Genomic DNA, 25639 nt, shown 5'->3' on the forward strand with positions numbered 1-25639 from the left:
CTATAGTGTTTTTTCGTATAAAAAAGATGATGCTCCTATGATAGCTGCGCCTTCTCCCATAGATGCTACATGGATCGGCACAAAAAATCCCGCATCTTGCAGCGCTTGCCTTACCGAAGGCAAAAAATGGGGGTGGGCCTTGGCAATGTTCCCCCCTATTACGACCACCTCCGGCGTTAACCTGGGTAAATGCAAGCTAAGGAACTGGACGAGCCAGTTGCTCAGCTGCCTTAACGCCTGTACGGATGGGATGCTTTGCTGCTCCATGACCAGTTCCTTTACATCCATGGCGGTAGTCCCTCCCAAAGAACGATAATGGGCAATAATTCCCCTAGTGGAAATATAGTCCTCTGCGATACCTGCCAGAAATGGGGAAGAACCTAGATTAAGGTCACTGACCACACCAGAACGATAAATAGCCGAACCCAAGCCCGTACCAAGCGTAATGCCAAAGGCCTTGTCAAATCCCTGCGCTGCCCCGCACAGCGCCTCTCCCTTGAGGAAGGCTTCGGCATCATTGACAAAAAGGATGTTACTATCTGGAATAGCAAGGCCAGAGGCCAAGGCAGCACGGATAGACAAACCATAAAGCGCCTCATATTTGTTCATTCCCTTTATCAGGGATACCCCTTCGACATAATCGAATGGGCCAGGCATGGATATGGCCAAATAGGGCTGTTCACCGCCTTTGTACTGATTCCTTACCATGCGCAAGGCTTCGACCCAGTTGGCCAAAATCTCCTCCGCGGAGGCATGTGGGTCTATCTTACGCCGTTCAATGCTGGATTCCACTAGCTGTCCCTGAGGAAAAAGCACCTGAGCCGCGGTAATGTGCGACCCGCCTATATCGGCACCAATAACAATCTGTTCTTTTAACAACTCCATATATTTATTAAGGCAGCGGATCGGCGTTTACTGGTTTCTGAGGGTCATAAATGGCAACGCCCACCTTAGAATCGGCACAGCCATAGTATAAAAGCCATTTGTCATTAAAAAACACCAAGCCTTCTATGAACACGGTGCCATCCACGTATTGCCCACTTTTCTCAAATGCCTCCATAGGTCTTAAGAAAGGCACGTCCAGACGTCCCAGCACCTTGGTAGGATCGTTCTTGTCAAAGAGTACCTGCCCCGCGCTATACGTACCTTTGTTGAAACGTACATCGCCATTTTCCGGGTCGTTCTTGCCATTGTATAGCAAAACGATTCCTTTGTCGGTCATCACTGCCGGTGGGCCACATTCCGTGAGGCTACTATCAAAATAACCCTTGCGAGGCGAAATAAATGCCTGTAGCTCTCCCTTTTCGTCGACTACGGGCTCCCAATCCACCAAATTATCGGAGGTGGCCCCATAAACGCCATGCTCGCCCCAGTACATCCAATACTTGCCGTTCACCTTCGTAATTACCTGATTGCCTTTGTTTACTGATGTGACAATGGAGGCAGATTTGTGGGATTTATCGAAAATCTTATCTGCGTGGACCGCCTTTTTAAATATTGGTCCGTGCTTTTCCCAGCTAATGAGATCTCGGGAAGTAGCAACGCCCAATCTCGGTACTTGACGGTTCCATTGCGTATAGAACATCACGTACAGCCCATCTTCGGTGACGGCTACCCTCGGATCTTCCGTACCTCCCGGCCATTCGTATTCCTTTTGGTCATCATCGGCAGGATAGAACACCGGCGCTGATTTGCGGTCGAAATGGATGCCATCCTTCGTGGCAGCATATCCCAATCGGGATGTTCGGTGTCCAATAGCAATGCCCGATTTGTCTTCCGCCCGATAGAGGACTATGATACTATCTCCCTTGACGGCCGCCCCGGGGTTGAAGGTGTCATTGTCTTCCCAGGCAACCTCCTTGCCACTCATCGGATCCAGAAAACTGGTTCCCGAAACGGGAGAAATAACCGGATTGACACCTTCGGGCCTGACAAAACCGCCAAAAGCCCAATCGGGAAGGTCTCGATCTTTTTTTTGTGAAACGCAGCCAAGTGCGATTAACGAAAATAGCAGGCCTATCGAAAACCTTGAAAAAACATTCTTCATCATCATCTTAAAATTTAATATCCATCATTTTGTGTTAAAAGTCCTCCTGACAAATCGATCTCCCTTTGGGGAATGGGGTATAAATAGTGATTTGGCCTAAAGTTCTTGCCCATTGCCGGCAATACCTGATCTGCCACTTCCCACCTTCTCAAATCGCTAAACCGATGTCCCTCAAAACCCAGTTCTGCTCTTCTTTCCTGCATGAGCCAAGTTTTCACTATATTTTTGTCCGTTACCTGCTCGCTCCTTGCCGGAAGTGTTCCATTGGGTACCTGACTATTATCGTAGGTGACCGTATTGCGGGCCCTGGCACGAATTTGATTGATCAACGCTATAGCAGAGGGGTATTGTTCAGTCTCCATAAGCGCCTCTGCTTTCCACAGGAGCACGTCGGCCCACCTGATCAAGATCTTGTTTGCCGGCGAATCGCCATTGCCCCTATTGGCGGCACTCAAATCGCCCATCAATTTATATACAAGCCTTTCGCTCACATTCACCGTATAATCCAGGCGTGGATCATTGGCCTCGAAAGAGGCTATAAAATCATCCGATGGAGCCAAAAAGCCCCAGCCCAACAATGCTCCTAGCCCATTGCCATTTCTCGGCAATGCACCCTGCGTATGATTGTAGGCAAACACCACCTCCTGATCCTGAAATTCCTTGGCATTGTTGAAGCTGTCGAAATAGTTCTCGTTCAAGGTATAAAAATTCTTGCTTTCCAACAATTGTATTTTTTCAAGTGCCAATTGCCATTGCTTGTTATATAGGGCCACTTTGGCTTGCATGGCTATGGCGGCTCCTCGCGAAGCTCTCCACGCTTGCTCCGTACTGGAAAGTTTGGAATCGGGCAATAGCTGCGTAGCCAATTCAAGGTCCGAACGGATCTGATTCCAGATCTCTTCCTTGTCCACTCTATTGGAAACGTTGTAGGCATCGTTGAACGATTCTAATGGAACGATCAATAAGGGCAGGTCGCCAAAGTTGACAACCAGTTCGAAATAATAAAAAGCACGCAAGAAATAAGCTTCGCCCAAAAACCTATTGGCCAGATTCTGCTCAATCCCCGCCTGTTGCAAGACGGCGGGATCGGCAAGTTTATCTATGGCAAGGTTTGCCCGGGAAATGCCTTCAAAATCGTATGTCCAAATACCATTGAATCCTGGATTTTCCGTGGTGAACGTGAATCGGCCTATCTCGTCCATCCAAGCCTGATCGCCATCTGACGCCCATTTTTTGTTCATGTCACCAGCGGCTATATCTTCAATAACGAAATTCGGCCGTATATACAGTCCCCTATCCCAGCTACCGTCTCCCAAGAATCCAGTCGTATTGGCCAAAGGTTGGTAGATGCTGTTCACGGCAGACTGCAAGGTTGCCACTGAAGGATTTTCGTTTACTTGATCTGCGGTGAGCAGGCCTATTGGGTCTTTATCTTTCACGCAGCTAGCTGTAAGGATGCAGAGCCCCATCAGATATGCGTATTTTACAATTTTTTTCATGTCATTCATCAATTATCATTATAAGATCATCCTATCCGTCGCAGGGATTAGAAAGTAACATTTACACCAAACAAGAAAGTTCTGGAAGATGGGTAAGTACCCCTATCGATCAGATCAGTTGACTCGGGATCCAGCCCTTTATAGTCGGTGATCGTAAACAAATTCTGCCCGGAAGCATAGATACGCATATTTTTCACCACATTGGTTTTCTTCATCCATTCGCCAAAAGAATAGCCAATCTCTAGGTTTTTGAGTCGCGCATAGGACGCATCTTCCAACACGATGGTAGATACCCGGCTACTTCCATTGTCCGTAAAGGTCAACCGTGGAATGCTGTTGCTCGTACCTTCGCCGTCCCAGCTTCCCAATACGTCTGTGGTATAGTTAAATGGGCGGGTATCGAAATCCAGAATCTTCCTGCCATCATTGTACCTGTCTACCCCTTTTACTCCTTGCAGCAAAACGGCAAAATCAAATCCCTTGTATCCTCCGGACAGATTGAGCCCATAGGATACCTTGGGAATGGGATTACCTATAAAATCGCGGTCACTGTCGTTGATCACGCCGTCTCCATTGGAATCAACGAAACGAATATCGCCCGGTTTTTGAACAGGGTTATTGGTTCCGAACAGGTGGCTATTTATTTCTTCTTGATTCTGGTAGATACCTTCCACGCGGTAACCATAGTAGGCATTCAATGCATGTCCTACCTCTGTTCGGCTCACAGTGCTGCTTATATAAGGCAAATTGGGATGCAGCTTCAACACTTCATTGCTCAATGTGGCCAAATTGCCGTTTATAGCATAGCGAAACCCTCCTGCCGTGTTGTCTCTATAGCCCAGAGAAAACTCAAAGCCCGCGTTTCTTACTTCTCCTGCATTCACGATAGTAGCTTGAACATCGCCCACGAAGCTTGGTAGGGAAATGGGCAGCAATATATCGGAGGTATTTTTCACGAAATAATCGGCCGTGAATGAAAGCTTATTATTTAAGACACTGAAATCTACCCCTACGTTATGTTGGCGGGTTGTTTCCCACTTCAAATCGGGATTGCCATAGCGGTCTATCAAATAGTTTTCACCTACCCGCTTTATTAAGGTCATATAGGAGTAATTGCTGATCTCCTGATTTCCCAAGGCACCGGTACTTGCGCGCAGGCGCAAATCGCTGATCCAATTGACATCTTGCATAAAAGCCTCCCTGCTGACGTTCCACCCGGCAGAGACAGAAGGGAATATGCCCCATCGGTTGTTTTCACCGAAACGAGATGACTGGTCACCACGCACATTGGCCGTAACCATATACCGGTCATCATAAGTATAGGTAACGGAACCAAAAACACTAAATAGGTCAAACTCCGACCCAGAACCGCCGTTCCACACGTCCAGCAGTGTGCTGCCGTAATCTAGGTAGCGAAATGTTGGATAGGTATAATCATACCGACGCCTGGAGGCATTGATGGAAGAGGCATTGTTGGTGATGAATTCCGTACCAGCCAAGGCACTTAGCTGGTGCTTGCCAAATTGCTTGTCATAAGAAAGCACATTGTTCCAAGTTAAGGTAAAGTCGGTACCCCTATCTTCGTTAAGCCCATCCGGTCGGTTTATGCGTCCTTTCCCTTGGTCGTATGGTCCGGCGCTACCGTCATCATCGCCATAGTTCTCATAAAATGCCTTAGTATGATTTACGTTGAGGTCAATGCCGACGTTTGTTCTAAATTTCAGGGATTTGTCTGCCAAAAGGCTATATTCTCCAAACAAATTGCCGAAAGTCTTTATCTGACTGAAAACATCGTCCGTAAAATAAGCAGCCGCAACCGGATTGCGTGTCAGTTCATATTTATTGCTTTGATACCCCGTATTGACCTGATTGTTGACATAGAATGGCAGGTCTGTAAAAGGATCGCTGGCAGACCAAGTGGGGTCGCTCGGGTCTTTATACACGCCCAATACCGGAGGCCTCAACAGCGCATGGCGAATGATGCCGGGCGATTCCCCTTTGGCAGAGATTTGATCCCGCTTAGAATAAGATATTTGCATGTTGGTACCTATCTTAAAACGGTCTGTCAAATTGCTGCTTACGTTGGCGCGGAAGTTAAGGCGTTCGTACTTGTCATTGTCATAAACGACTATTCCATTTTGTCTATAGTAACCTCCAGAGATTAAGTATTGTGTCTTGTCATTTCCCCCACTTCCAGAAAACTGAATACTTTGGGTATTGCCCGTTTCGAAAAGTTCATCAAGCCAATCGGTATTGGCAAAATCGGTACGACCTTTGTCTAGAGTGTAAGGGTTCTGCCCTGCATAACCAGAATTATTCCAGGCTTTTTCCAGGGTATTCATATACTGTTCTGCGTCCAAGAGCTGGGGTAAATGCGTTGCTTGTTGAATTCCGGTAAAATAATCGATACTGAACATATTGCGATCCGATTTCCCCATTTTCGTGGTAATTACCACCACACCGGCCGAAGCCCGCGATCCATACATAGATGCAGCAGAAGCATCCTTCAAGACCGACATAGACTCTATATCCGCGGGGTTCAAAAATGTGATATCCCTAGAAGGTACCCCGTCTACTACATATAGAGGATTATTGTTTCCTATGGTTCCCTCTCCCCTAATACGGACATTGATGCCATCGCCCGGGGCTCCCGTGCTCTGTGTGATCTGCACACCGGCCACTTGCCCTTGTAGTGTTTGAGCCACATTGGGAACGCGTCTCGACTCCAAATCAGACATATTTACGTTAGTAAGGGCACCTGTAATCGTAGATTTGCGCTGGGAGGCATATCCTACTACCACCACTTCATCCAGATTTGCCGCATCAACTTCCATCTGCACGTTCAATTCCTTCTCTCCTTGATAAAGGATTTCTTTTGTGCGGTAACCTGTAAAGGAGAAAATCAATGTTTGACCTTCTTCCACCGTAATTTGAAATTTACCGGAAACATTGGTAGCAGCACCAACGGTTGTATTCTTTACCCGAACGGAAGCTCCCGGCAATCCTTCTCCGTTTTCATCCAGCACACTTCCAGTTACTTGCTGCTGCAGCCACCTACTGTCCATCGTTGGGTGACCAGCGGCCATAAGTGACGCATTAAACAATAAAGACAGCCATACCAGGGCCATCATCGGCTTAGTCCCAGAGCGCAAATACGCAAAAGCCTTTCTACACTTCCAAAAAGTCCATTTGACAATCATAATAATAGGTATATAAGTTATTAATCAATTAGCGTCTGAAGGCTATACCGTTAGAAAACCGGTTTTTCTATTGGTATCAAAAAAATGTCTTCCTAAAGACATCGCAAATGTAACGATTAAAAAACCAGTTTAGCAATAGCAAATAACAATTATTTTCTTTTTATAGTAGATTCCCGGACTACCAATGTAGAGGGGACTATCTTTTCGATAAATGGCGGTTGGCTCTTTTTGCTGGAAATCTTGTTCAACAACATATCTATAATGGTTTCGCTCAGCTTTTCCAGAGGTTGCTTGACAGCCGTTATTGCCGGCGAATACAGCCTAAAGATATCGTGCTCATCAAATACAATAACGCCTATGTCTTGTGGTATTGCCTTGCCGAGATTTTTGGTCACCTCCAGGCCGTCAATGCACAGGTAGTTCGTTGCGAAAAACAAGGCATCAACTTCGGGGTTATCCTTTATGTAATGTGCAATCATCCCTTGGCGATCTTCCCGAGCAAAATCGTAAGGAATCTTCAAGATATATGCTTGCAGGTGGTGATCTGCCATCCCCTGTAGGTATCCGCTCAAGCGTTCTTTCATTTGACTTTGATCGGAATCCAATGTGATGAATGCCACTCGCTCAAAACCTTGATCGAGCATGTGTACACAAGCTTCATAGGCAGCTTCCTGATTATTGGTTCCCACGTAATTTGTCTCCAGACCTTCCAAACGCCGATCGAAGACCACTACCGGCCTTCCCTCTTCGATCACCTCTTTTATGGCATCCTCAACCCCCAATGGCGGGGCGATGATATAGGCATCCAATTGCGTTTCGCGAAAAAATCGCAGAATTTCCTTGGTAGACTGACTGTCGCCCAGGGTACTGCTATACACGATCCTATATCCGCTTTTTTTTGCTTTTTCCTCTATTTTCAACGCGATGGGGCCAAAGAAAGAATCGCCGATGTTCTCGACAATGAGCCCAATGCTATTGGATCTGCCCGTTGCCAGGCTCTGTGCCAAATGGTGGGGCTTGAATCCGATCTCATTGACATAGTCAAGCACTCGCTTTTCCAGTTCCTTACTAATGCGCCGTTCCTCTGCCTTTCCATTTATAATAAAAGATACGGTAGATTTTGCTACATTTAGGTGCTTTGCTATATCATTAATAGAGGTTTTCTTAGCGGCCATATTCTCTTTATCCAATTCCAGGCATTCAGGTGCAATATCCACAAAAACGTACACTTTGGCAAGTGCCGTTTTCTGATGGCTTGTAGACGGGAAAAATCAATCGATATAAGGCCTATGCAAGATGGCAGATTGAATAACGGCATTCCTCAGGTCAAAGTCGGAATAATTCTGTATGCCATCGGACGTTAGGGGCTCTACCTGCTTATAAGGCTCCAAACGGTTAAATCCATGCTTATGTTTACTATGTATTTCCCTAGCTCTCCTTACTTCTTCTACATCACGGAGTGCGCCCGTATAGCTTTCGTAAGCCGCAGGCACCGTACTTGTTTCGGGAACGAAGGGATCTGCCACCTCTTTCACTTCGGGGCCTTGTGGCCTGCGCTCATATTGGGGTGAAACCTCCCCTGCCGGCTTTTGTCCAGGATTGCGCTTGCGTGCTTTTTCTTGCTCCTTTTGGAAATTATTGTATACCCTGGCAATTAAAATAATAGCACCGATAATAAAAGGCAATATGTTTTCCATCTCGATAAAGATAAGAACAACATCGATTATAGCAAAAATAGTTTCAGCATATTTTTGCCATAGTTGCCCCAGTTGCTCAGGACAGACTGCAACGTCGTGGTCAACTGCTCCCGATTTACCGTCTTTGCCTTTCGCGGACTGGGAGCCGTAATATTGGCCGCGGGCACCACCACATCCTCCACCCTGGTGGCAAACCAGGTCGTATTCTCATGAGGCAAGGCTAGCCCCAATATCATACCTGGAAGCCCCGTAAAGGACTCCGGCCCACCGGAAACGGGAATCTGATCGGTATAAAAAGCCACCACATAGATGGAATCCATCACCAGGGCATTGGCCCGCCTGCAATCATAACCGGCTATTTCCCTTGTTTCATCCGTGATTTTCCAGACAATCTTCCTCAGGCTATCCTTCAGCAAATATGTTTCTTCAAATACGGCTTTTTGGCTGACGGACATCTTCTCGTCCAGGTTGGTAAAGATCGTGTTTCTCATCGTAACGCTAGGGTCACTAAAAAAGCTGTTTCTATTTTCCGGCTGCCCGGCGACGGGCTGGTACAGCAACACGTTGCGATTGAACGACAAGGTATTGTTGACCGTCGCAAACTGGGGTTGGTTCTTGCGGTACTGATCATAAATTTCCTGATACCATGTACCTTGCTCTTCATCGGCGGCTTTCTTCAGTTTGGCGTACATATTCACCCTTTTCTCGTAGGTGATGTTTCCCGAAAAGAGAAATCTGGCATTTTGCGCCATTAGCTTATGCGCGCTTGCGTTCAACAGCATCAAAACGACCAATAACCATATACCTTTATCGCTTCTCATTTTTAACCTTTTCATAATATTTGTTCTAAAATGCCCTATCTTAATTACTGTGCGCCCATTTTACTAAAATCCCATACCACCGATAGCATGAAATAGCGCCTAATGGTGGTATAGCTGTTCTGATTGATGTAATTGTTAAAGGCATTTCTGGTAAAGCCGATGTTTTGGTTCAACAAATCGTTTCCGCTCAACTGCAGTCGCAATTGATCGCCTTTCAAGAATTTCTTGCTGACATTGCTGTTTATGAGCACACGGCTAAAAGAATCGTCAAATACGGCAGTCGGGGCATTGTATTCGTAATTGACCGTAGTGCCTATCTCAAATTTGGCGGGCAAGTACAACCTAAATCCACCATTACCCCTTAGCCCCCACCCATTACTATTCAAGGCCGTTTGCAACGATGATTGTTGGACGTTGTAACTTGGTCCAAAGTCAAAATCAAAGTCGTACTTGCCCGATTTGCCTTTATAGGCACTAGCAGAAAGCGAAACACTATAATTCTCTCCTTTGTTTAACTGATCCTCGTTGACGCCATCGCCCACTTTGTTAAAGCTCGTATTACCATTAAAATTCAACCTACCCCCTACATTGGCATCCAGTTTTTTGATTTTTTTATAGTAGGATGTGCTGGTATAGAAGTTAGTAGGCATATTCCCTCCCAGGTTTTCATACTGTAACACACTGTTGCCCGCAGCATAGGTGGTCATATTGGTCGCTATGGCATTGTACGTAAATGAATAACTACCATAGATATAGAAACTTGTTCCCGTCAATACCTTATAGCTGTTATAGCTTGCGCTTATGTTACTTCTGTAAGAAGGTTTCAGCCCTTCGTTACCCACCACGATATTTAGGGGATTGTCGTTGACCAGCACAGGTTGTATCTGATTAATGGTGGGCTGCGTATTGTTTCCCGTATAGCCTATACGGATAGACCTTTGTTGCGAGAACTGGTACCTATAATTGACTTGAGGGTTGACGTTCAGGAAGTTTCTTTTGAACTCATTGTCTTGAAAAAGGTTCTTCTGATTAAAGGAGACTGCCGTAAAGCGCGAGCCAAAATTCAGGGTCGTTTTGTCCTTCTTGTAATTGAATATGGCTCCCACTTGGTTAGCCAATTGATCGAGCTGGAAATTATTACTGTAAAGGCTGTCCAAATCGCTGAATGTTCCATCTACCGACTGGTTGTAGGATCGCCTGTCATTGCTGCCGTTCAGAACGGAAAGCCCATAGTTGACCACTACAGAAAGGCTCTTGCTCAATGGCTCGGTATAGGTAATATTGGACTTGAAATCCGAACTTTTGATGTCGTTCACCTTGCGCTGGTTGACCAGGATAGTGGAGTCTACCTCCCCATTTGCCACATCGTAAAAATTGTTCTGCGAATTCAGAAAACCGTTTGCATCATTTTTAGATAAGCTTTGGGCCAGGCTCACGGAAAGTGTTCTTCCCATTTTTTTCAGTTTCTTCGTCCATAGGCCACTTGCGTTGAACTGCTTTGTTTTGGTATTGTTATTCAGGACCGTGCTACTATTGTTCAACAAGCGTTCCTGTCCGTCGGTGGTAGACTGATAGGAGTCATTGTTGGTACTTCCTTCGCTATTGGTGGCGTCCAACATCACCTTGACCGTAGAGGTACTATCTAGCCTGATCTCGTAAATACCATCAATTTTCTGTCTTGCTGAATGCTTATCGAAACGCTGCGAAGAAACGCTGTTAATGGAGCCCGAGGGCAGGTTGTTCTGACTAATATTGGACTCCTCACCTGTCACGTCAATCACGCCCGCCTTAAAATTCGCATTGATACTTTGCTTATCTTCATTCCATTTTTCATCGTAGTGCAGGCCGCCATTGGCCGCTTTGGGTATTCCCCTCCCATCGTATCGCCCGCTGAACGATTCAAAATCATCGCCGCCGCCAGTGATGTATATTGTTCCATCATCGCCAAAAGTCATATTGCCCAAGCCCACAAATCGCTCATTATCCTGCCATCCCAATCCGGTCTTGCCCGTATTGCTCAAGGTACCATAAGCGGCAAATTTGCGCTTGCCCCTAAACATGTTGAACATGGCCTGCGCATCATAGAAATCGTCTGTGCCGCCCCCCACGTCGACCTTGCCAAAATATCCTCGCTTTTGGTCTTCCTTTAGCTTGATATTGATCGTTTTGGTTGTCTCGCCATCATCTATACCTGTAAAGGTGGCTTGATCGCTCTTTTTATCATACAACTGCACTTTATCTACCATATCCCCCCTCAAGTTCTTGGTCACCAATGTGGGGTCGTCGCCAAAAAACTCTTCACCGTCTACTAGCACTTTCTCCACCGTTTGTCCTTGCGCGGTTATCTTCCCATCCCTGTCCACCTGTATGCCGGGCAGCTGCTTTAACAGGTCTTCTACCTTGGCATTGGGCTGTATCACGAAACTCGCTGCATCGTACTCCGTTGTATCGCCTTTTATCGTAATAGCCTGACTGCCCTGCACCAGCACTTCCGCCAGCAAAGTAGCTTTCAATGTCATGTATATATCTCCATACTCCTTATTTGTTTCCGCCGAATCTAAAACAAAGAAGTCCACAAAGTCGGCATATTTAGGGTAGGTGACTAGCAGAATGTATCTCCCGTTGGGAACATCCTGAAAAACAAAGCTCCCCTTATCATCAGCCCGGGTATAGGACACCAAGGTAGAATCTTTTTGATTGAGGATACTGACAGAAGTTTGAACGAGCTTTTTTACGTAAGCAGAGTCTTGAATAGTACCGGTTATCTGATGGGATTGAGCTTGCGCAAACAAGACCGACAAGAACAGGAACGAAAAGAGGGATGCGAGTTGGAAGTGCTTCATAAGGCAAATTAAACTAATTTATTAGTCATTCTACGATATTAACGAAAAATTTACAATACAGTGCGAATAACATAAATAACACATTAACAAAAATACATTATTCATTCATTTTACGATGATCGAATACCAAAAAGAAGCTGATTTTCACACTATTTAACATTTAAGACACACAAAAAGAGCAAAATGTTACAAGCATCAACAAAATAATCTTAAAAAAATCACTCACAGGTTATTTTACTATAAATTAATAAGCTATAATCGGATTAGTGGTATAGCGCAAAACTCACAGCAAGCCTTCGTCGCCAAAGCTACAATAACCCTGATCGCCGAAAATGAGGTGGTCCATAACGCGAAAACCGAACAAGGCGGCAGCTTCCACTACTTTTTTCGTGAGGTTTTTATCCTGATAGCTAGGCATTAGAGATCCCGAAGGATGATTATGGCTAAGGATAATTCCCGTTGCCTTTGCCAGGATAGCGGCGTGGAAAATTAGTCTAACATCTATCGAGACCATGCCAATGCCTCCTTTGCTAATAAGCTCCTGCCCTACCACTTGGTTGTTGTTATTCAGCAGGAGCACCCAAAACTCTTCATGATTGAGATCTTCATATAGGTGCTTTAGCGCCATGTAAGCATCGTTGCTCGATGTGATCTTGGGCTTTCTTTCGACGGTTTGTTCTTTTCTCCGTCTTCCAAGTTCCATGGCCGCGATGATAGTGATTGCTTTAGCTTCGCCAATACCCTTGAATTTACAAAGATCGGCCAAGGACAACCTGGCCAAGGCATTGAGATCATTACCTACACCCAGCAATATACGCTTGCCTAGCGAAACCGCAGACTCGTCCCGCGACCCGCTTCCTATCAATATGGCTATCAATTCCGCATCGCTGAGGCTACGCCGTCCCAAAGCCAACAGCTTTTCCCTTGGACGGTCTGCTTCCGCCCATTGCTTGATATTGATGTTCTTGCCAGATGATTGTTCCATGCAAAAGCCGATAGAGGATTGATTAATTGATAGGCAGACAACCAAATATACAAATTTATAGCATCATTCGAACATTTTAATATTATCTTCGTCAATCGAATTAATTGCGCAACAAGCAAACCATCAATATGAACTTAAAATTGCAACAATTTTGTAAATGGGGCATCGCAGGCACGGCGATTTTATTCATGTGCTCTTGCCAGCCCAAGACTGCCCAAAACAACGATCAAGAAAAACCAGAATGGATAGAACTGTTCAACGGCAAGGATTTGGACGACTGGACAATTAAAATCCGGAAACACGAGCTTGGCGACAACTACGCCAACACGTTCAAGGTAGAGGACAGCCTTCTCAAGGTATCATACGAGGGCTATGACGCCTTCGATCAACAATACGGGCACATCTATTACAATAAACCTTTCTCTCATTACTTGCTTCGCGTGGAGTATCGCTTCGTGGGCGATCAGGCCAACGGTGGCGAAGGCTGGGCCTGGCGTAATAGTGGCGCTATGCTGCATTGCCAATCGCCAGCGAGCATTGCCCTCGATCAAGATTTCCCCATTTCCCTGGAGGCCCAGTTTCTGGGTGGCGATGGCAAGGCCGAAAGGCCAACGGGCAATCTGTGTACCCCCGGCACCGAGGCTTTTGTGGGCGGCCAGCTCTACACGGAGCATTGCCTCAACTCCTCCTCTAAGACCTACCACGGCGACAGGTGGGTGAAAGCCGATATGCTGGTATTGGGCGATTCCATTATTCGCCACATCATAGAGGGCGATACGGTGATGACCTACACCAAACCCAGAATAGGCGGCGAGGGCGTAAACGACTTCGATCCTACCTATAAGGAAGACGGAAAACAGCTGAACAGTGGCTATATTGCGCTTCAAAGCGAAAGTCATCCCGTCCAGTTCCGCAGGGTAGCATTGATTGACTTACAACCTTATGCCCACGACCAAGAAAAGCTAAATGCCGTATTGTCGAAATTAAGGAAGGACAAATAGGAAAAACAGAAAAGGCTGTTTCAGTTCATGAAACAGCCTTTTTTTCCGTTCCCTTATTATATAAAGGGAGGCACGAATATATCTACCGAACTAGGCCAGTTTGTTAACAAATTTCGTCAACTTGGACTTGTTGTTTGCAGCCTTGTTCTTATGAATTACATTTTTCTTGGCCAAACGATCCAACATAGAAGTCACACGGGGCAATAGCGCCTGTGCCTCTTCCTTACTGGTCGTATTACGTAATTTCTTGATAGCGTTACGCGTAGTTTTTGCTTGGTAACGGTTTCTCAAACGCTTCGCAGCGTTGGATCTAATTCTTTTAAGTGCAGATTTATGATTTGCCATTTCTTAGCTTTTTTTTCCTTTTTCTCTTTCGGACTGCAAATATAAGACTATTTTCTATTCTTACAAAAAATTTTAATTTAGCCTATCTATTCAGTCCTGCACCGTGTATTATTGGAGAAAAGAGAGACAAAAATACAAAAAAGCAAGCAACTTCATTTTATGGGGGTGTTGCACGATTTTGCTTTTTTGTTCATGGGGTTTCTTTGCCCATAAAAAAATCAACCACTATGCCGTCTTCACTTTACCAAAAGAGCTTGCTGCTTTCTACAAACCCCATCTGTCCTATATAACGGAGCATGCTGTGGATCCAGACAAGAGAAGAACCGTAGTATTGGGCGAGAGCGAACGTCACTATATCGATTTGGACCGCTACGGAGCCAACCCTTTTCCCGAATCACCGTCTTGGACAAAGGCAATGGAACAATATAGCGAGGACAGCCTCAGGCAAAACGGCATATTGCCGTGGCAAATTCAGCGGAGCTATCGGCAATTGGTGCGCGCTTTTGCCGAAAAAGATGCACCAGCCATCCTCAAGCTGTCGGCAGATCTGGGGCATTATATTGCCGATGCACATGTTCCTTTGCACACCACCAGCAACTACAATGGCAAGCAGACCGATCAAGAGGGCATCCATGCATTTTGGGAAAGCCGTTTGCCCGAAATGTTTGCGCTACGGTACAATTTCGTGGTTGGCAAGGCCCGATACATAGATGACACTCAAAAAGAGGCTTGGAACATCATCAAGAACACCTATACTTTGGTAGATTCCGTATTGCAGATCGAGAAAAGGTTAAGCGGGCAATACAAGCAGAACCAGAAATACCGTTACGAAAAACGCAATCAACAATTAGTCAGAGCCTACTCTACCGCCTATTCAAAAGCCTATCATGATGCACTCAGCGGCATGGTCGAACAACAGATGCGTGCAGCCATCTTCAGTGTGGGTAGCTATTGGTATTCGGCCTGGGTAGATGCCGGGCAGCCTCAGTTAACTGGACTGCCAATTGGCACGGAGATCGTAGACAGCATACCACAATTTTCCGACGAAAAGAAGCCAGGCAGGGAAGAATGGCAGTGAGGTATTAAGTCAAGGATATGGTAGCTTGTTTTATTATTTCTACAGCCTCCGCCCCTTCTTCGGGCGTGAGACTGCCAAAGCCCAAGCGTATGCCACAATGGGTTTTAGATTGATATAGCAGATAGCGGGGCAAGTACAGGTCCCGCTGGGCACACCTTTTCTGAAGCTGCATCAAATTCGTTTCCTTTGGCCAGCTCGTCCAGACAGCCAGCCCACCGCTTGGCATGGTAACTTCAACGCTATTGCCCAACTGCGTCACCAGCGACCGCGCCAATTCGTCGCGCCTTGCCTTGTATGCAGGGATCGACTTTTTCAGGTACCGATGCATTTCACCGTCGGCAATCAGCTCGCCCAGGGCCAGTTCAGTGAGCGTATCGCCATATCTATCCATGATATCCAACAGCTTGCCCATCTCGTTTATGAGCGGTTCGGGCGCTACGATGAAGCCCGACCTGAAACCAGAAGCCAACAACTTGCCAAATACGCCCACGTATACCACCATGCCTTCCGTATCTGCGCTGGCCATGGGCAATATGGGACTTCCATCGTAATGGATATCATAGTCGTAATCGTCTTCCAAAATGATGAAACCATAGCGGGCCGACAGTTCCAGAAGGGCTACCCGCCGCTCGGCGCTGAGCGTCACGGTGGTGGGGTAATGGTGGTGCGGCGTGAGGTACAGCATGCGGAACGGTCGCTCCACACAGAGGCGGCGGACGGCCGACACGTCTATCCCTTCGGCATCCAGGGGAACCGTCATGATCGTTGCTCCAGCTTTTTGGAAAATCATATTGGTAGCAAAATAGCTCAGCTCGCCCACTACCACGAGGTCGCCCGGATCCAGCAAGGTTTCGGCCACGATATAAACACCGAGCTCCAGGCTACGCGTTACCAACAGGTTTTTGCTGGCCACGTGCAACCCTCGGGTAAGGTTGAGAAAATTGGCCAGATTCTCCCTATAGTATTCGCTTCCGCTCAGGTTTTGGTAGCCCAGCTTGGCGCGGTTTATCCTCCGTTTCATGTTCGTATGGTATAGCCGAGACAGGTAGTCGATGTGCGACAATCGCACGTCTGGAAGGCCATCATCCATCAAAAGGCGGGCATTAGATCGGTCGAAGGGATTGTCGAGCACATTCCACTTCCTAAAACTAAAACCCGTTTTCCGGGGATAAGTAGCCAACACTTCGCCACCGTGCCCTTTCAGCTTTTGGGGTTTGTCATCCTTCCTACCCCGCACAAAGGCTCCCCGACTTGGGTGGTTCTCAATCCACCCCTGGGCCTCTAGCTCCGCATAGCTAGCAACAACGGTATTGCGGTGCAAGCCCAACAGTTTACCCATCTGCCGCGTACCGGGCAGCTTATGGCCATCTGTCAAGTAGCCTCGCTGGATGGCATTGATGAGCTGGTGGGCCACCTGAAGATATACGGGTGTTGCCGACAGACGGTCTATTTCAATGAAACTTTTATAGGGAACCAAAACCGGACTATCCATAAAATAAAAACTGGTACATTAAGATGTGCCGGCAAGATACGACTTTTGTTTGCAGTTTATAAATGCTTCACAAAACATGAAAAAAAATTTTACTTTATATCTCATCGGTTTACTTCTATATACTAACACCGCATGGGCACAGGAACCTGCCTCTCCCCTTTCGTCCGATACCAGTGCACACTCGCTCAGGGAAGTCACCATCAGCGAAAATCGCCTGCAGGTTCCTTTCTCACAGCAAAACCGCAACATCCAAATCATCTCCAGGGAAGAGATAGCAGCAAGCCCCGCCCGCTCTATCAATGAGCTGCTCAGCTATGTTGCCGGCGTAGACGTCAGGCAACGGGGCCCTTGGGGAGCGCAAGCCGATGTCAGTATAGACGGAGGTACTTTTGATCAAACCTTGGTACTGGTCAATGGCGTCAAGATGAGCGATCCACAAACCGGGCACAACAGCCTATCGCTTCCTATACCGGTAGACGCCATTGAGCGCATCGAGATTATCCGAGGGCCGGCAGCCCGCATCTATGGCATCAACAGCCTCACGGGAGCCATCAACATCGTGACGCGCAAGGCGGAAAGCTCCGGCGTAGAAGGCCGTGTATATGGTGGTTCCAGTTTCAAGAATGATGAAGGTTCTGGCGACCTGTACCACAGCCGTGGCGTACAGCTGGGAGGACGCCTAGCTGGCGAAAACGGCGGACATCTCCTCTATGGCAGCTACGATGGCGGTAATGGCTACCGCTACAATACTGGTTTTAAGAATACCAAGCTCCTTTACCAGGGCGATGCCATCGTGGACAAGGGAGATATATTAAGCTGGACTGCCGGGTACGCCTACAATGACTTTGGCGCCAACGGCTTTTATGCTGCGCCAGGCGACGTCAACTCGCAAGAGATCGTGCAAACGGTATTGGGCGCCGTGCAGTATCAGAGTCAACTGTCCGACAGGTGGACGCTCATCCCGCGCGTGGCCTACCGCTTTGCCTATGACGATTACCGCTATTTCAGGGATGACCTGAGCAGGTTTCGCAATATGCACCGCTCGCACGTCGTCAGTTACGAGTTCAACTCGCGCTACAGGGGAAATTTCGGCGACCTCGGTTTTGGTGCCGAACTGCGCAACGACATCATACGCAGTACCAGCCTTGGCGATCGCAACCGATTCAATTATGGCTTCTACGGCGAGTTCAGAACCGACAAGGTGGAGCGCCTTAGTGTGAGCCTGGGTGCTTTCCTCAATTACAACAGCGATTTTGGCTGGCGTGTATATCCGGGACTAGATGCAGGCTATAATTTCTATGGCAACTGGAAATTGTTCGTCAATACGGGCACCGGTCAGCGTATACCCACTTTTACCGACCTCTATTACCAAGGTGCCGGCAATCAGGGCAACCCCAACCTTACATCCGAAAACGCCTACTATGCAGAAGGGGGGCTAAAATATACGGGTGACAGGTGGCACATGCATGCTTCTTATTTCTACCGCAGGATAGATGATTTCATCGACTGGACAAGGACATCGCTGGATGATCCATGGAGACCGGACAATTTCCTGCAGAACAATACGCAAGGCCTTGCTTTCAATCTGGCTTACCAATGGGCCAAGCAAAGTGCCAGCAATGGGCGCATAGGCCTATCCTATACCTACCTCGATCCCAAGTTCAAGCAATACAACAGCGACAACCTATCGCGCTATGCCATCGAAAGCCTCAGGCATCAAGCCGTGGCGTTCTTTTCCTATCAGGCAGGGAAAGTAGGATTGACTGCCGCCGAGCGTTTCGTGGAGCGCATCAGCTACCGGAACTACTTCCTGACGGATGCCCGCGCCAATCTTAGCTTGGGAGCCTATCAAATTTATTTCGATGCCAATAACATCTTCGATAAGCAGTACATCGAAGCTGCGGCGATACCGCTTCCCGGCAGGTGGTTCAACCTGGGAGCAGCCTTTAGGCTATAGCAAAAAAAGCAAGTGGGTCATACCTTCACTTGCTTTTTTCATCCTGTCTTTGCCGTCCACGGACGCGCAGGCGCTCAACCATCAATATTTCGCCAACTCCGCACCATGTATTGGGTGCGGCGTTGGTCTTGATTCCCCCCGTAGATCAACGTTTTCCCCACTGGCTCTGGCTCAGCCAAAGCCGCAAAGTGATCCAGTCCCTTGAATAGCTTACTGCTGATGGTCTGCGTAGCCTTGATCTCGTACACCCGGAAACCGTTGGCCCTTTTTACCAGGACATCCACCTCATTGGCATTGCTGTCTTGCCAGAAATAATACTGCTGGTGCAAGTACAGGTGCTCGTTGGCCTTTTGGAATTCCGTTAATACCATGTTCTCAAAAACATTCCCTTTCAACCTGTTCAGCTTGAGCTGACTTCCATCGCCAATATCCAACAAATGGCATAGCAATCCCGTATCATAGAAATAAAGCTTTGGGGTCTTCACCCGGCGCTTGCCGAAGTTCTCATGGTAGGGGTACAGCAAAAAGACAATATAGCTGCTTTCCAGTATGGACAGCCATGCTTTCGCCGTAGCATGGGCAATATTGCATTCATTCGCCAAGGCACTGATATTAAGCAATTGCCCAGCACGGGCGGCGCACAGTCCTAAAAAAGTGCGGAAACCTTGTATATCTTTTACCTGATCCAATTCGCTCACGTCTCTTTCGACGTATGTTTGGATATAATTGGCATAAAACACGGCTGGATCGATCTTCCTATGGTAAATAGCAGGATAAAAACCCCTCACCGCCGCATCTGCATAGTCATTCTCAAGCAATCCCACCGAGTCCAATTCTTTCATATCCAAAGGCAAAAGCTTAAATAGCGCCACCCTACCGGCCAGAGATTGGGTGATACCGCGCAACAACTGGAAATTCTGCGAACCGGAAAGGACGAACTGCCCCATTAGCCCGAAATTGTCCACATGGGTTTGAATGTAGGAAAACAAATCAGGCACGCGTTGCACCTCGTCCAAGATAACCATGCCCTCGTATACTGTCATAAAACCTACCGGATCTTCCTGTGCAAAAACACGTATATCGGGATCTTCCAATGAGACATACCTATATTCAGGGAACATGGATTTGAGCATCGTAGTCTTGCCTGATTGCCTCGGCCCGGTAATGGCCAATACGGGGAATTTAGTTCGTTGGACTTCGACTTGAATGGCCAACCTTCTATTAATCAACACTTCCATAACGCAAATATAGCAATAATATAAAAATAACATATATGTTAGTTATAAAATTACATACATATTAGTCGCAAAATTACATAACTAATTTTGTAGAGGAAATGGCGCAATAAGATATCAAGCCTTTCCGCCAAAGACGACTAAACGAAAATCTAAGCTTGATATTTCGAGCCCTGTATAGCCCCTCGCCTTTCCAATTCCTTGTCTATATATGACTGGATGGCCGACTTGCCTTTGCCCCAAATGGGCGCTATGAGCAGCTCTTGGTCTGCCAGGCCAAAGAGGCGTTGGATGACGATATCGGGTCGGAGCAAAGGGATAAACTCGCAAAGAAAATCGGTATATTCCTCCAGGCTGAAGACATGGAAAGGCTCTCTTTTGTACTGCACGCCCATAATGGATCCTTCCACGATGTGCAGGTGGTGTAGTTTGGTAAATTTTATCTGCGGGAAACGGTTGATCTCATCGGCATAGCGCAGCATCATCTCCTTGGTCTCCCAGGGGAAGCCAAAGATCGTGTGTACGGATATCTCCAGCGGGCTGTTCTGCACCAGGTTGAGTGCCTTTTCCAGCTCTCCGTGCGAACACCCTCTATTGATACGGTTCAGGGTCTCGTCATAGATAGACTCCATGCCCATCTCCAGGTCTACGTCATACCTGTCTGTATAGCTTTCCAAGAGGGCCACCTTTTCGAAGTCTATGCAATCCGGACGTGTCCCCACCGATAGGCCCACTACGTTTTCGGTATCGATGCTCAATGCCTCGTCGTACATTTGCTTCAGCAGGTGCGCAGGGGCATAGGTATTGGTATTGGGCTGAAAATAGATGATAAACTTCTCGGCAGCGTAGCTGTTGCGGGCACGGTTGATGCCTTCTTCCACCTGCTCGCGGATGGTAGGCAGCTTGCGGGCACTATCGGGCGTGAAGGAATCCACATTGCAATAGGCACAGCCCCCGTAGCCCTTGCTCCCATCGCGATTGGGACAGGTAAAGTTGCCATCCACAATGACCTTGAAGACCCTTTGGCCAGCGTACTTTTCCTTGAGGTAAGCGCCATAGTGCCTATACGGCTTGATGCCCGAATCGATTAACGTTCCCATACGGGGGACAAAGATAGGGATTAGATGTGAGATATATCCTTTCTAGTAACCATTACCTTGTCTATCTTCACACCGTCCATGTCTACCACTTCCAGCTCAAAGCCCTTCCAGTTCACTTTTTCGCCAGTCTTGGGAATATGCTTTGTGAGGTGAATAAATAGCCCGCCGATGGTACTAAAATCTATCGCTTCGCCATCGTCCTGCAAATGGAGGTATTCCAGTAATTCATAGTAGGGAAAACGGCCGTCCACCAGCCAGCTGTGATCGTTGCGGGGCTCTATGTGGTAATCCTCCTCTTCGGGCGTCAAGCCTTGCCTAATCAGTTCGTCTACCACGTCGTTTACGGTGATCATCCCCTGAATGCTGCCATATTCATCTATGACCACGCCGCTATGGTGCCTGGATAGCGACAATTGTTCCAGCACTTTGTAGGCCAAGGTATTCTCATAGATATAAATCGGTTTTTCCAATATCTTGGAGATATCGAAATTTGGCAGCCAATAATCATGGCTGATCAACTGTTTCAGGGAGACCACCCCCATCAACGCATCCATACCCTTTTCGCATACGGGATAGACGCTATAGCGTGTCCGCTTTATCTTCTGCCTAATCTCCGCCACGGAATCGTGTATGTCTATCCATACCACATCGCCGCGATAGGTCATCAGCTCGCGCGCTTTGCGGTCGCCCAGCGCGAAGACTCTTTTCACCAATTCGTTTTCCGATTTTCCAATCTCTCCGCTTTCGGTACTCTGCCGCACAATTTCCTTGATATCCTCTTCCGTGACCACCTCCTTGCCGTTCGGCTTGATGTTGAAAAGGTACAAGAAAAAATCGGTGGTCTTTCCCAACAGCCAAATGAGCGGCTTGGTAACGGAAGACAGGGCACTCATGGGCAGGGCCACAAGGGAAGATATTGCCTCCGGGTACTTCATGCCCAATCTTTTCGGTAGCAGCTCGCCAAAAACGATGGTAAAATAGGTGATGATGATCACGACGATGACGGTGGCCATGGTATTGGCATAGGCAGCAAGGAGGGGAACGTCGGCAATCCACGCACTTAGCTGTACGGTGAGCTTCTTCCCGCTGAAAATCCCCGTGAGGATACCTATCAGCGTGATGCCCACCTGTACTGTAGAAAGGAAGTTATTGGGATTCTCCGCTAGTTCCAAGGCCTTCTTTGCCTGGACATTCCCTTTCTTTGCCTTCGTAACCAGCTTATATTTCTTGGAAGAAACAAGCGCAATCTCGCTCATGGAAAACACACCGTTCAGCAGGATCAGGACAGCTATAAAAATAATCTCCATAATGGCAGTAAAAGCATTTGAATGGCAAGTTAGGAAAAGCAAGCAAGTATAGCAAGCCTAGCCGGCAGCGGGCCTATGGTCGCTCGGATATCGGCACCCCTTTCCTGGTCGACACTAGCGAGCGCTGGTACCACCACTCGCGCACACGGTGCACCAAAGGCGCCAATAGATAGTCGCCCATTACCTCGCTAGCCATGCTCGGCGGTAAGAGTTCATACACGCTGAGATTGAGGTAGGCGGCTATTCGGTAGAGGTGCTTCACCTTTACCTCGGTTTCCCCTCGTTCTATCTTGGAATAGGCCGCTTGGGATATATCCAAGGCATAGGCCACTGCCTGTTGCGATATACGCAAATCCTCCCTTTTTCTCCTAATGATTTCTCCCAATTCGTCTGTCATATTAGTTGTGAGTTATGCGTTGTGTGTTGTGTGTTGTCAGTCAGCCTAAATACCACTCTCTAAGTAGTAAAAAACAACCTAGGGTTATAGCATACAACTTAGGGTTATAGCATACAACCTGTGGTTGTGGCATTCACCAAACCATGTTCTCAACTTTGCTTTTGTAATGAAAATCATTACGCAAGCTAATTTAAAATTAAAATGAAAGACATGGAAAAGAAATTTTTAAAAAATGCGGAAAAGCACGAATTGAAGTTCGAAACGTTGACTGAAAAGGAACTTTTGGAGATTGATGGAGGGAATCGAGAGGATCCCAAAAGCAAGAATCTTTTTTCAAAATTGATAGGTTTTATGCTTGGCGGAACCGTCGGAGGTGTGGGGGTAGGGATAATTACTTCTATCTAATTACTATTTAATAAGAGCCATAGTTCTTCAAACAAATATGGGTGAAGAACTATGGCACATATACTACCATATATGTACGCAAAAAGATGTAACTTACTATTTATCCGCGAATTTCTCCAGAAACTTAGAATAATAAAAAGAATAAGCAAAGCTATCCAATATTGATAAGCATATTCCATTTTTAAAATGTGTTTTAATAGGTAAATGTCCCCCATAGTCTCCGTAGGAAAATAGCTGATGCAAACACCAAGTAAGGAATAGCTTAAGCCCGATACACCTATAGAAGTATAGAGAAAATTAGACTTATTCAAATAACCCATCAGCAAATTCATCAACACAATACTGCTCAATATAAAAGGAATAAGAATCCATAAATAGTTTATGACTTTATACTCTTGTATAATCAACCTACTAAAATCATAACTCAGCACAAAAACCGCTACCATATTAATCAACAAATGCTTCCAATTGCGATGGATAAGGGCTGAGGTAAGCAAGGTATGGATCCTCCTGCCCCTAAACACTTCATAGGGGTGAAAAATGAGCGCCTGGTAGAAACGCTTGGAACTAAAACCCGCCACCCCTCCAACAAGCAAGATGAGTAATAGCATATACGATTGAGGCGCCTCCTGCCATGTGGGAAATATAGAAAAAAAGACTTCGTGCATATTTTTTGTTCGTTGATAGTTGTTAGATGTAGGAATCTTTCTTTCGGTATTGAGTTTTGTATCACTAAGTTTATATAATTGGAATTACTCACAGTTTTGCGAGCTATGTTGGCCAAAGATAATAAAAAAGCTTAATCCAAATAGTTTTGGATATAAATTTTGTAATGACTTATATGGTCTTTAGATTTACAGGAAGGTCAAGGTACATCGAAGTACTTAAACCATAGTATGAATAAAGTCAGATAATATTGTCTAAACAAATGCCAAACGCGTAACTGGCGCACGCCTGTGGCGTGTGCCTCTTTCCATCCCCTCACTTTTTTTGCCACCCTCACAAGCGATAACTCAAATTACAACCTATGGTTGTCGCACACCTGTTTTCTTCTAGCCAAATTGCCCTTGGCAAAAGAAAAGGAGAAAAAGCATGAAGATACTCATCTATATAGACCGCATCAACCTATTGCACAAAAGGTGCAGCAAAGGCGCACCGGCACGCCGGAGGAGCTGGCCGGGAGACTGGGACTTTCCCAGTCCAGACTGTTTCGCATATTGGACGAACTGAAAGACCAAGGTGCCCCTATTGCCTATTCCCGAACCTTATGCACCTATTATTATTTCCTACCCTTTGAGATCAACATTCATGTCTCCTTTACCCTTTTGGAAGAAAGCGAACTAAGAAAAATCAGCGGAGGCACGAAAAATTTTACGCAAAATGCTTCACTGCTTTTTTCCAATAACGTGTCTGTTTTTCAATGGCATTGGAGCTGTCCCGATTAGTCATCGGGACGGTTTATGCAGTGACCAAACTCATCTTTGTATTGTTGATCAACACCACGGCAGCACCCGAACAGCCTGAAAATAGTAGGGACAAATTTTTAATTCTAAAACAAAATGAATACCTTAGAACTGAAAGAACTGGGTATTCAGGAGTTGGATAACCGTGAGATTGTAGAAGTGAATGGGGAATTCGATGGAAATTGATAGCTGATGGTATTTGGTATTTTGCTTTTGCCGGTGGGATGTCTTCCGCTATGCACGCTGATGACTATTACCAAGGTGCCGCACAGGACAATGTCAGGATAGTTCGTTGAACGAGATTTATTCAATTACCTCATCTTAAATTTGCCAAAAGGAGAGTTAGTTCTAATTTTGGCGAATTCAATTCTTGTAGAAAATGAATACTTTATTGATCAACATCAAAGCAATCCTAAAACGACAGTCATTATTTCGTATATCATTGGCGTCAATAGCGATATGTGTTGCTCTTGGTCTACTGTACGTCTTCAAACTAAATTAGACACATTAGGATGAAACCTTAAGGAGACTTTCGAGTTATAAATTTATTAATTTTTGTTGATTATACAATTGTCTTCTTTTATTCAGAGAATCGATTTTTACCTGTTGTCTTTTTTCCAAAATTCTTTCAGATCGTCCACAGTAGACATCTGCAGGTGTTAAGTTTTGCAGCGATTCGTGATAACGTCTGTTGTTATAGTTGTCCACAAAGTTTCCCAGGGCTTCGATAAGTTCTTCTGGATGGTAAAAGTGGTTTAATTTCACTA

General features: G+C 46.4%; 21 protein-coding genes and 1 pseudogene. 5 read left to right on the forward strand and 17 right to left on the reverse strand.

The genetic code is table 11. The annotated features are described in order from the left end of the window. The 9 genes from A37S_RS0115360 to radC all read right to left on the reverse strand — a co-directional run bounded on the left by A37S_RS0115360 (position 1) and on the right by radC (position 13092). Positions 1-885: an ROK family protein gene (locus A37S_RS0115360; protein WP_028297758.1), complete on the reverse strand. Its 885-nt coding sequence runs from the start codon at positions 883-885 to the stop codon at positions 1-3. A gap of 7 nt (positions 886-892) precedes the next feature. Next, on the reverse strand, positions 893-2050 hold the full coding sequence (locus A37S_RS0115365) for a glycoside hydrolase family 130 protein (RefSeq protein ID WP_245586402.1): 1158 nt from the start codon (positions 2048-2050) through the stop codon (positions 893-895). 11 nt (positions 2051-2061) lie between these two features. Beyond that, complete coding sequence (locus tag A37S_RS0115370; protein WP_028297760.1) at positions 2062-3546, reverse strand: RagB/SusD family nutrient uptake outer membrane protein; 1485 nt, start codon at positions 3544-3546, stop codon at positions 2062-2064. A 47-nt stretch (positions 3547-3593) separates the two neighbouring features. Then, a complete protein-coding gene (locus tag A37S_RS0115375; protein WP_245586403.1) occupies positions 3594-6746 on the reverse strand; it encodes a SusC/RagA family TonB-linked outer membrane protein in 3153 nt (1050 codons plus the stop codon). A 149-nt stretch (positions 6747-6895) separates the two neighbouring features. Then, positions 6896-7921, reverse strand: a complete 1026-nt coding sequence (locus A37S_RS0115380; RefSeq protein WP_028297762.1) for a LacI family DNA-binding transcriptional regulator — start codon at positions 7919-7921, stop codon at positions 6896-6898. A 96-nt stretch (positions 7922-8017) separates the two neighbouring features. After that, the gene (locus A37S_RS0115385; RefSeq protein WP_028297763.1) at positions 8018-8443 is read right to left on the reverse strand and encodes a hypothetical protein; all 426 of its coding nucleotides are present in this window, start codon (positions 8441-8443) and stop codon (positions 8018-8020) included. 26 nt (positions 8444-8469) lie between these two features. Further along, a complete protein-coding gene (locus tag A37S_RS0115390; protein ID WP_245586404.1) occupies positions 8470-9279 on the reverse strand; it encodes a GLPGLI family protein in 810 nt (269 codons plus the stop codon). A gap of 29 nt (positions 9280-9308) precedes the next feature. Further along, positions 9309-12107 carry a TonB-dependent receptor gene (locus tag A37S_RS0115395; protein WP_028297765.1) on the reverse strand — a complete coding sequence of 933 codons (2799 nt, stop codon included), beginning with the start codon at positions 12105-12107 and terminating at the stop codon, positions 9309-9311. 283 nt (positions 12108-12390) lie between these two features. Then, positions 12391-13092, reverse strand: a complete 702-nt coding sequence (gene radC / locus A37S_RS0115400) for a RadC family protein (RefSeq protein WP_028297766.1) — start codon at positions 13090-13092, stop codon at positions 12391-12393. Between the two features lie 128 nt (positions 13093-13220). On the opposite strand from radC, the gene A37S_RS0115405 reads away from it, so the two are divergent. Beyond that, positions 13221-14093 carry a 3-keto-disaccharide hydrolase gene (locus A37S_RS0115405; protein WP_028297767.1) on the forward strand — a complete coding sequence of 291 codons (873 nt, stop codon included), beginning with the start codon at positions 13221-13223 and terminating at the stop codon, positions 14091-14093. 90 nt (positions 14094-14183) lie between these two features. On the opposite strand, the gene rpsT is transcribed toward A37S_RS0115405, so the two are convergent. Continuing rightward, positions 14184-14438, reverse strand: coding sequence for a 30S ribosomal protein S20 (gene rpsT, locus A37S_RS0115410; RefSeq protein ID WP_028297768.1), 255 nt, complete (start codon positions 14436-14438; stop codon positions 14184-14186). A 301-nt stretch (positions 14439-14739) separates the two neighbouring features. Here rpsT and A37S_RS24905 point away from each other — a divergent pair, with 301 nt between their 5' ends. Then, positions 14740-15516: a zinc dependent phospholipase C family protein gene (locus A37S_RS24905; protein ID WP_211229803.1), complete on the forward strand. Its 777-nt coding sequence runs from the start codon at positions 14740-14742 to the stop codon at positions 15514-15516. Positions 15517-15520: 4 nt separating this feature from the next. Here the strand turns inward: A37S_RS24905 and A37S_RS0115420 are convergent, their stop codons facing one another. Next, complete coding sequence (locus tag A37S_RS0115420; RefSeq protein WP_028297769.1) at positions 15521-17008, reverse strand: aminotransferase-like domain-containing protein; 1488 nt, start codon at positions 17006-17008, stop codon at positions 15521-15523. Positions 17009-17084: 76 nt separating this feature from the next. Between A37S_RS0115420 and A37S_RS0115425 the strand changes: the two genes are divergently transcribed. Then, positions 17085-18965: a TonB-dependent receptor plug domain-containing protein gene (locus tag A37S_RS0115425; protein ID WP_028297770.1), complete on the forward strand. Its 1881-nt coding sequence runs from the start codon at positions 17085-17087 to the stop codon at positions 18963-18965. A 74-nt stretch (positions 18966-19039) separates the two neighbouring features. On the opposite strand, the gene A37S_RS0115430 is transcribed toward A37S_RS0115425, so the two are convergent. From A37S_RS0115430 to A37S_RS0115445, 4 genes are all read right to left on the reverse strand, one after another. Beyond that, positions 19040-20203: an ATP-binding protein gene (locus A37S_RS0115430; RefSeq protein ID WP_028297771.1), complete on the reverse strand. Its 1164-nt coding sequence runs from the start codon at positions 20201-20203 to the stop codon at positions 19040-19042. Between the two features lie 149 nt (positions 20204-20352). Beyond that, positions 20353-21300: a tRNA modification radical SAM protein MnmL/YtqA gene (gene mnmL / locus A37S_RS0115435; protein ID WP_028297772.1), complete on the reverse strand. Its 948-nt coding sequence runs from the start codon at positions 21298-21300 to the stop codon at positions 20353-20355. A gap of 20 nt (positions 21301-21320) precedes the next feature. Continuing rightward, positions 21321-22607, reverse strand: coding sequence for a hemolysin family protein (locus A37S_RS0115440; RefSeq protein ID WP_028297773.1), 1287 nt, complete (start codon positions 22605-22607; stop codon positions 21321-21323). A 73-nt stretch (positions 22608-22680) separates the two neighbouring features. Beyond that, on the reverse strand, positions 22681-23004 hold the full coding sequence (locus tag A37S_RS0115445; RefSeq protein WP_028297774.1) for a helix-turn-helix domain-containing protein: 324 nt from the start codon (positions 23002-23004) through the stop codon (positions 22681-22683). Positions 23005-23214: 210 nt separating this feature from the next. On the opposite strand from A37S_RS0115445, the gene A37S_RS0115450 reads away from it, so the two are divergent. Beyond that, complete coding sequence (locus A37S_RS0115450) at positions 23215-23409, forward strand: Blp family class II bacteriocin (RefSeq protein ID WP_169719512.1); 195 nt, start codon at positions 23215-23217, stop codon at positions 23407-23409. Here A37S_RS0115450 and A37S_RS0115455 read toward each other — a convergent pair. Continuing rightward, on the reverse strand, positions 23406-24077 hold the full coding sequence (locus A37S_RS0115455) for a rhomboid family intramembrane serine protease (protein ID WP_028297776.1): 672 nt from the start codon (positions 24075-24077) through the stop codon (positions 23406-23408). The two genes, A37S_RS0115450 and A37S_RS0115455, sit on opposite strands and share 4 nt — an antisense overlap. A gap of 399 nt (positions 24078-24476) precedes the next feature. Here A37S_RS0115455 and A37S_RS24910 point away from each other — a divergent pair, with 399 nt between their 5' ends. Further along, positions 24477-24854 (forward strand): hypothetical protein, encoded by a 378-nt coding sequence (locus A37S_RS24910; protein WP_157278707.1) that lies wholly within the window; start codon positions 24477-24479, stop codon positions 24852-24854. Between the two features lie 555 nt (positions 24855-25409). Here A37S_RS24910 and A37S_RS27790 read toward each other — a convergent pair. Further along, positions 25410-25639 (reverse strand): annotated as a pseudogene (locus A37S_RS27790) (IS3 family transposase); the annotation flags it as partial.

Origin of the sequence: Olivibacter sitiensis DSM 17696 (genome assembly GCF_000427965.1) — a bacterium.
Taxonomy (GTDB): domain Bacteria; phylum Bacteroidota; class Bacteroidia; order Sphingobacteriales; family Sphingobacteriaceae; genus Olivibacter; species Olivibacter sitiensis.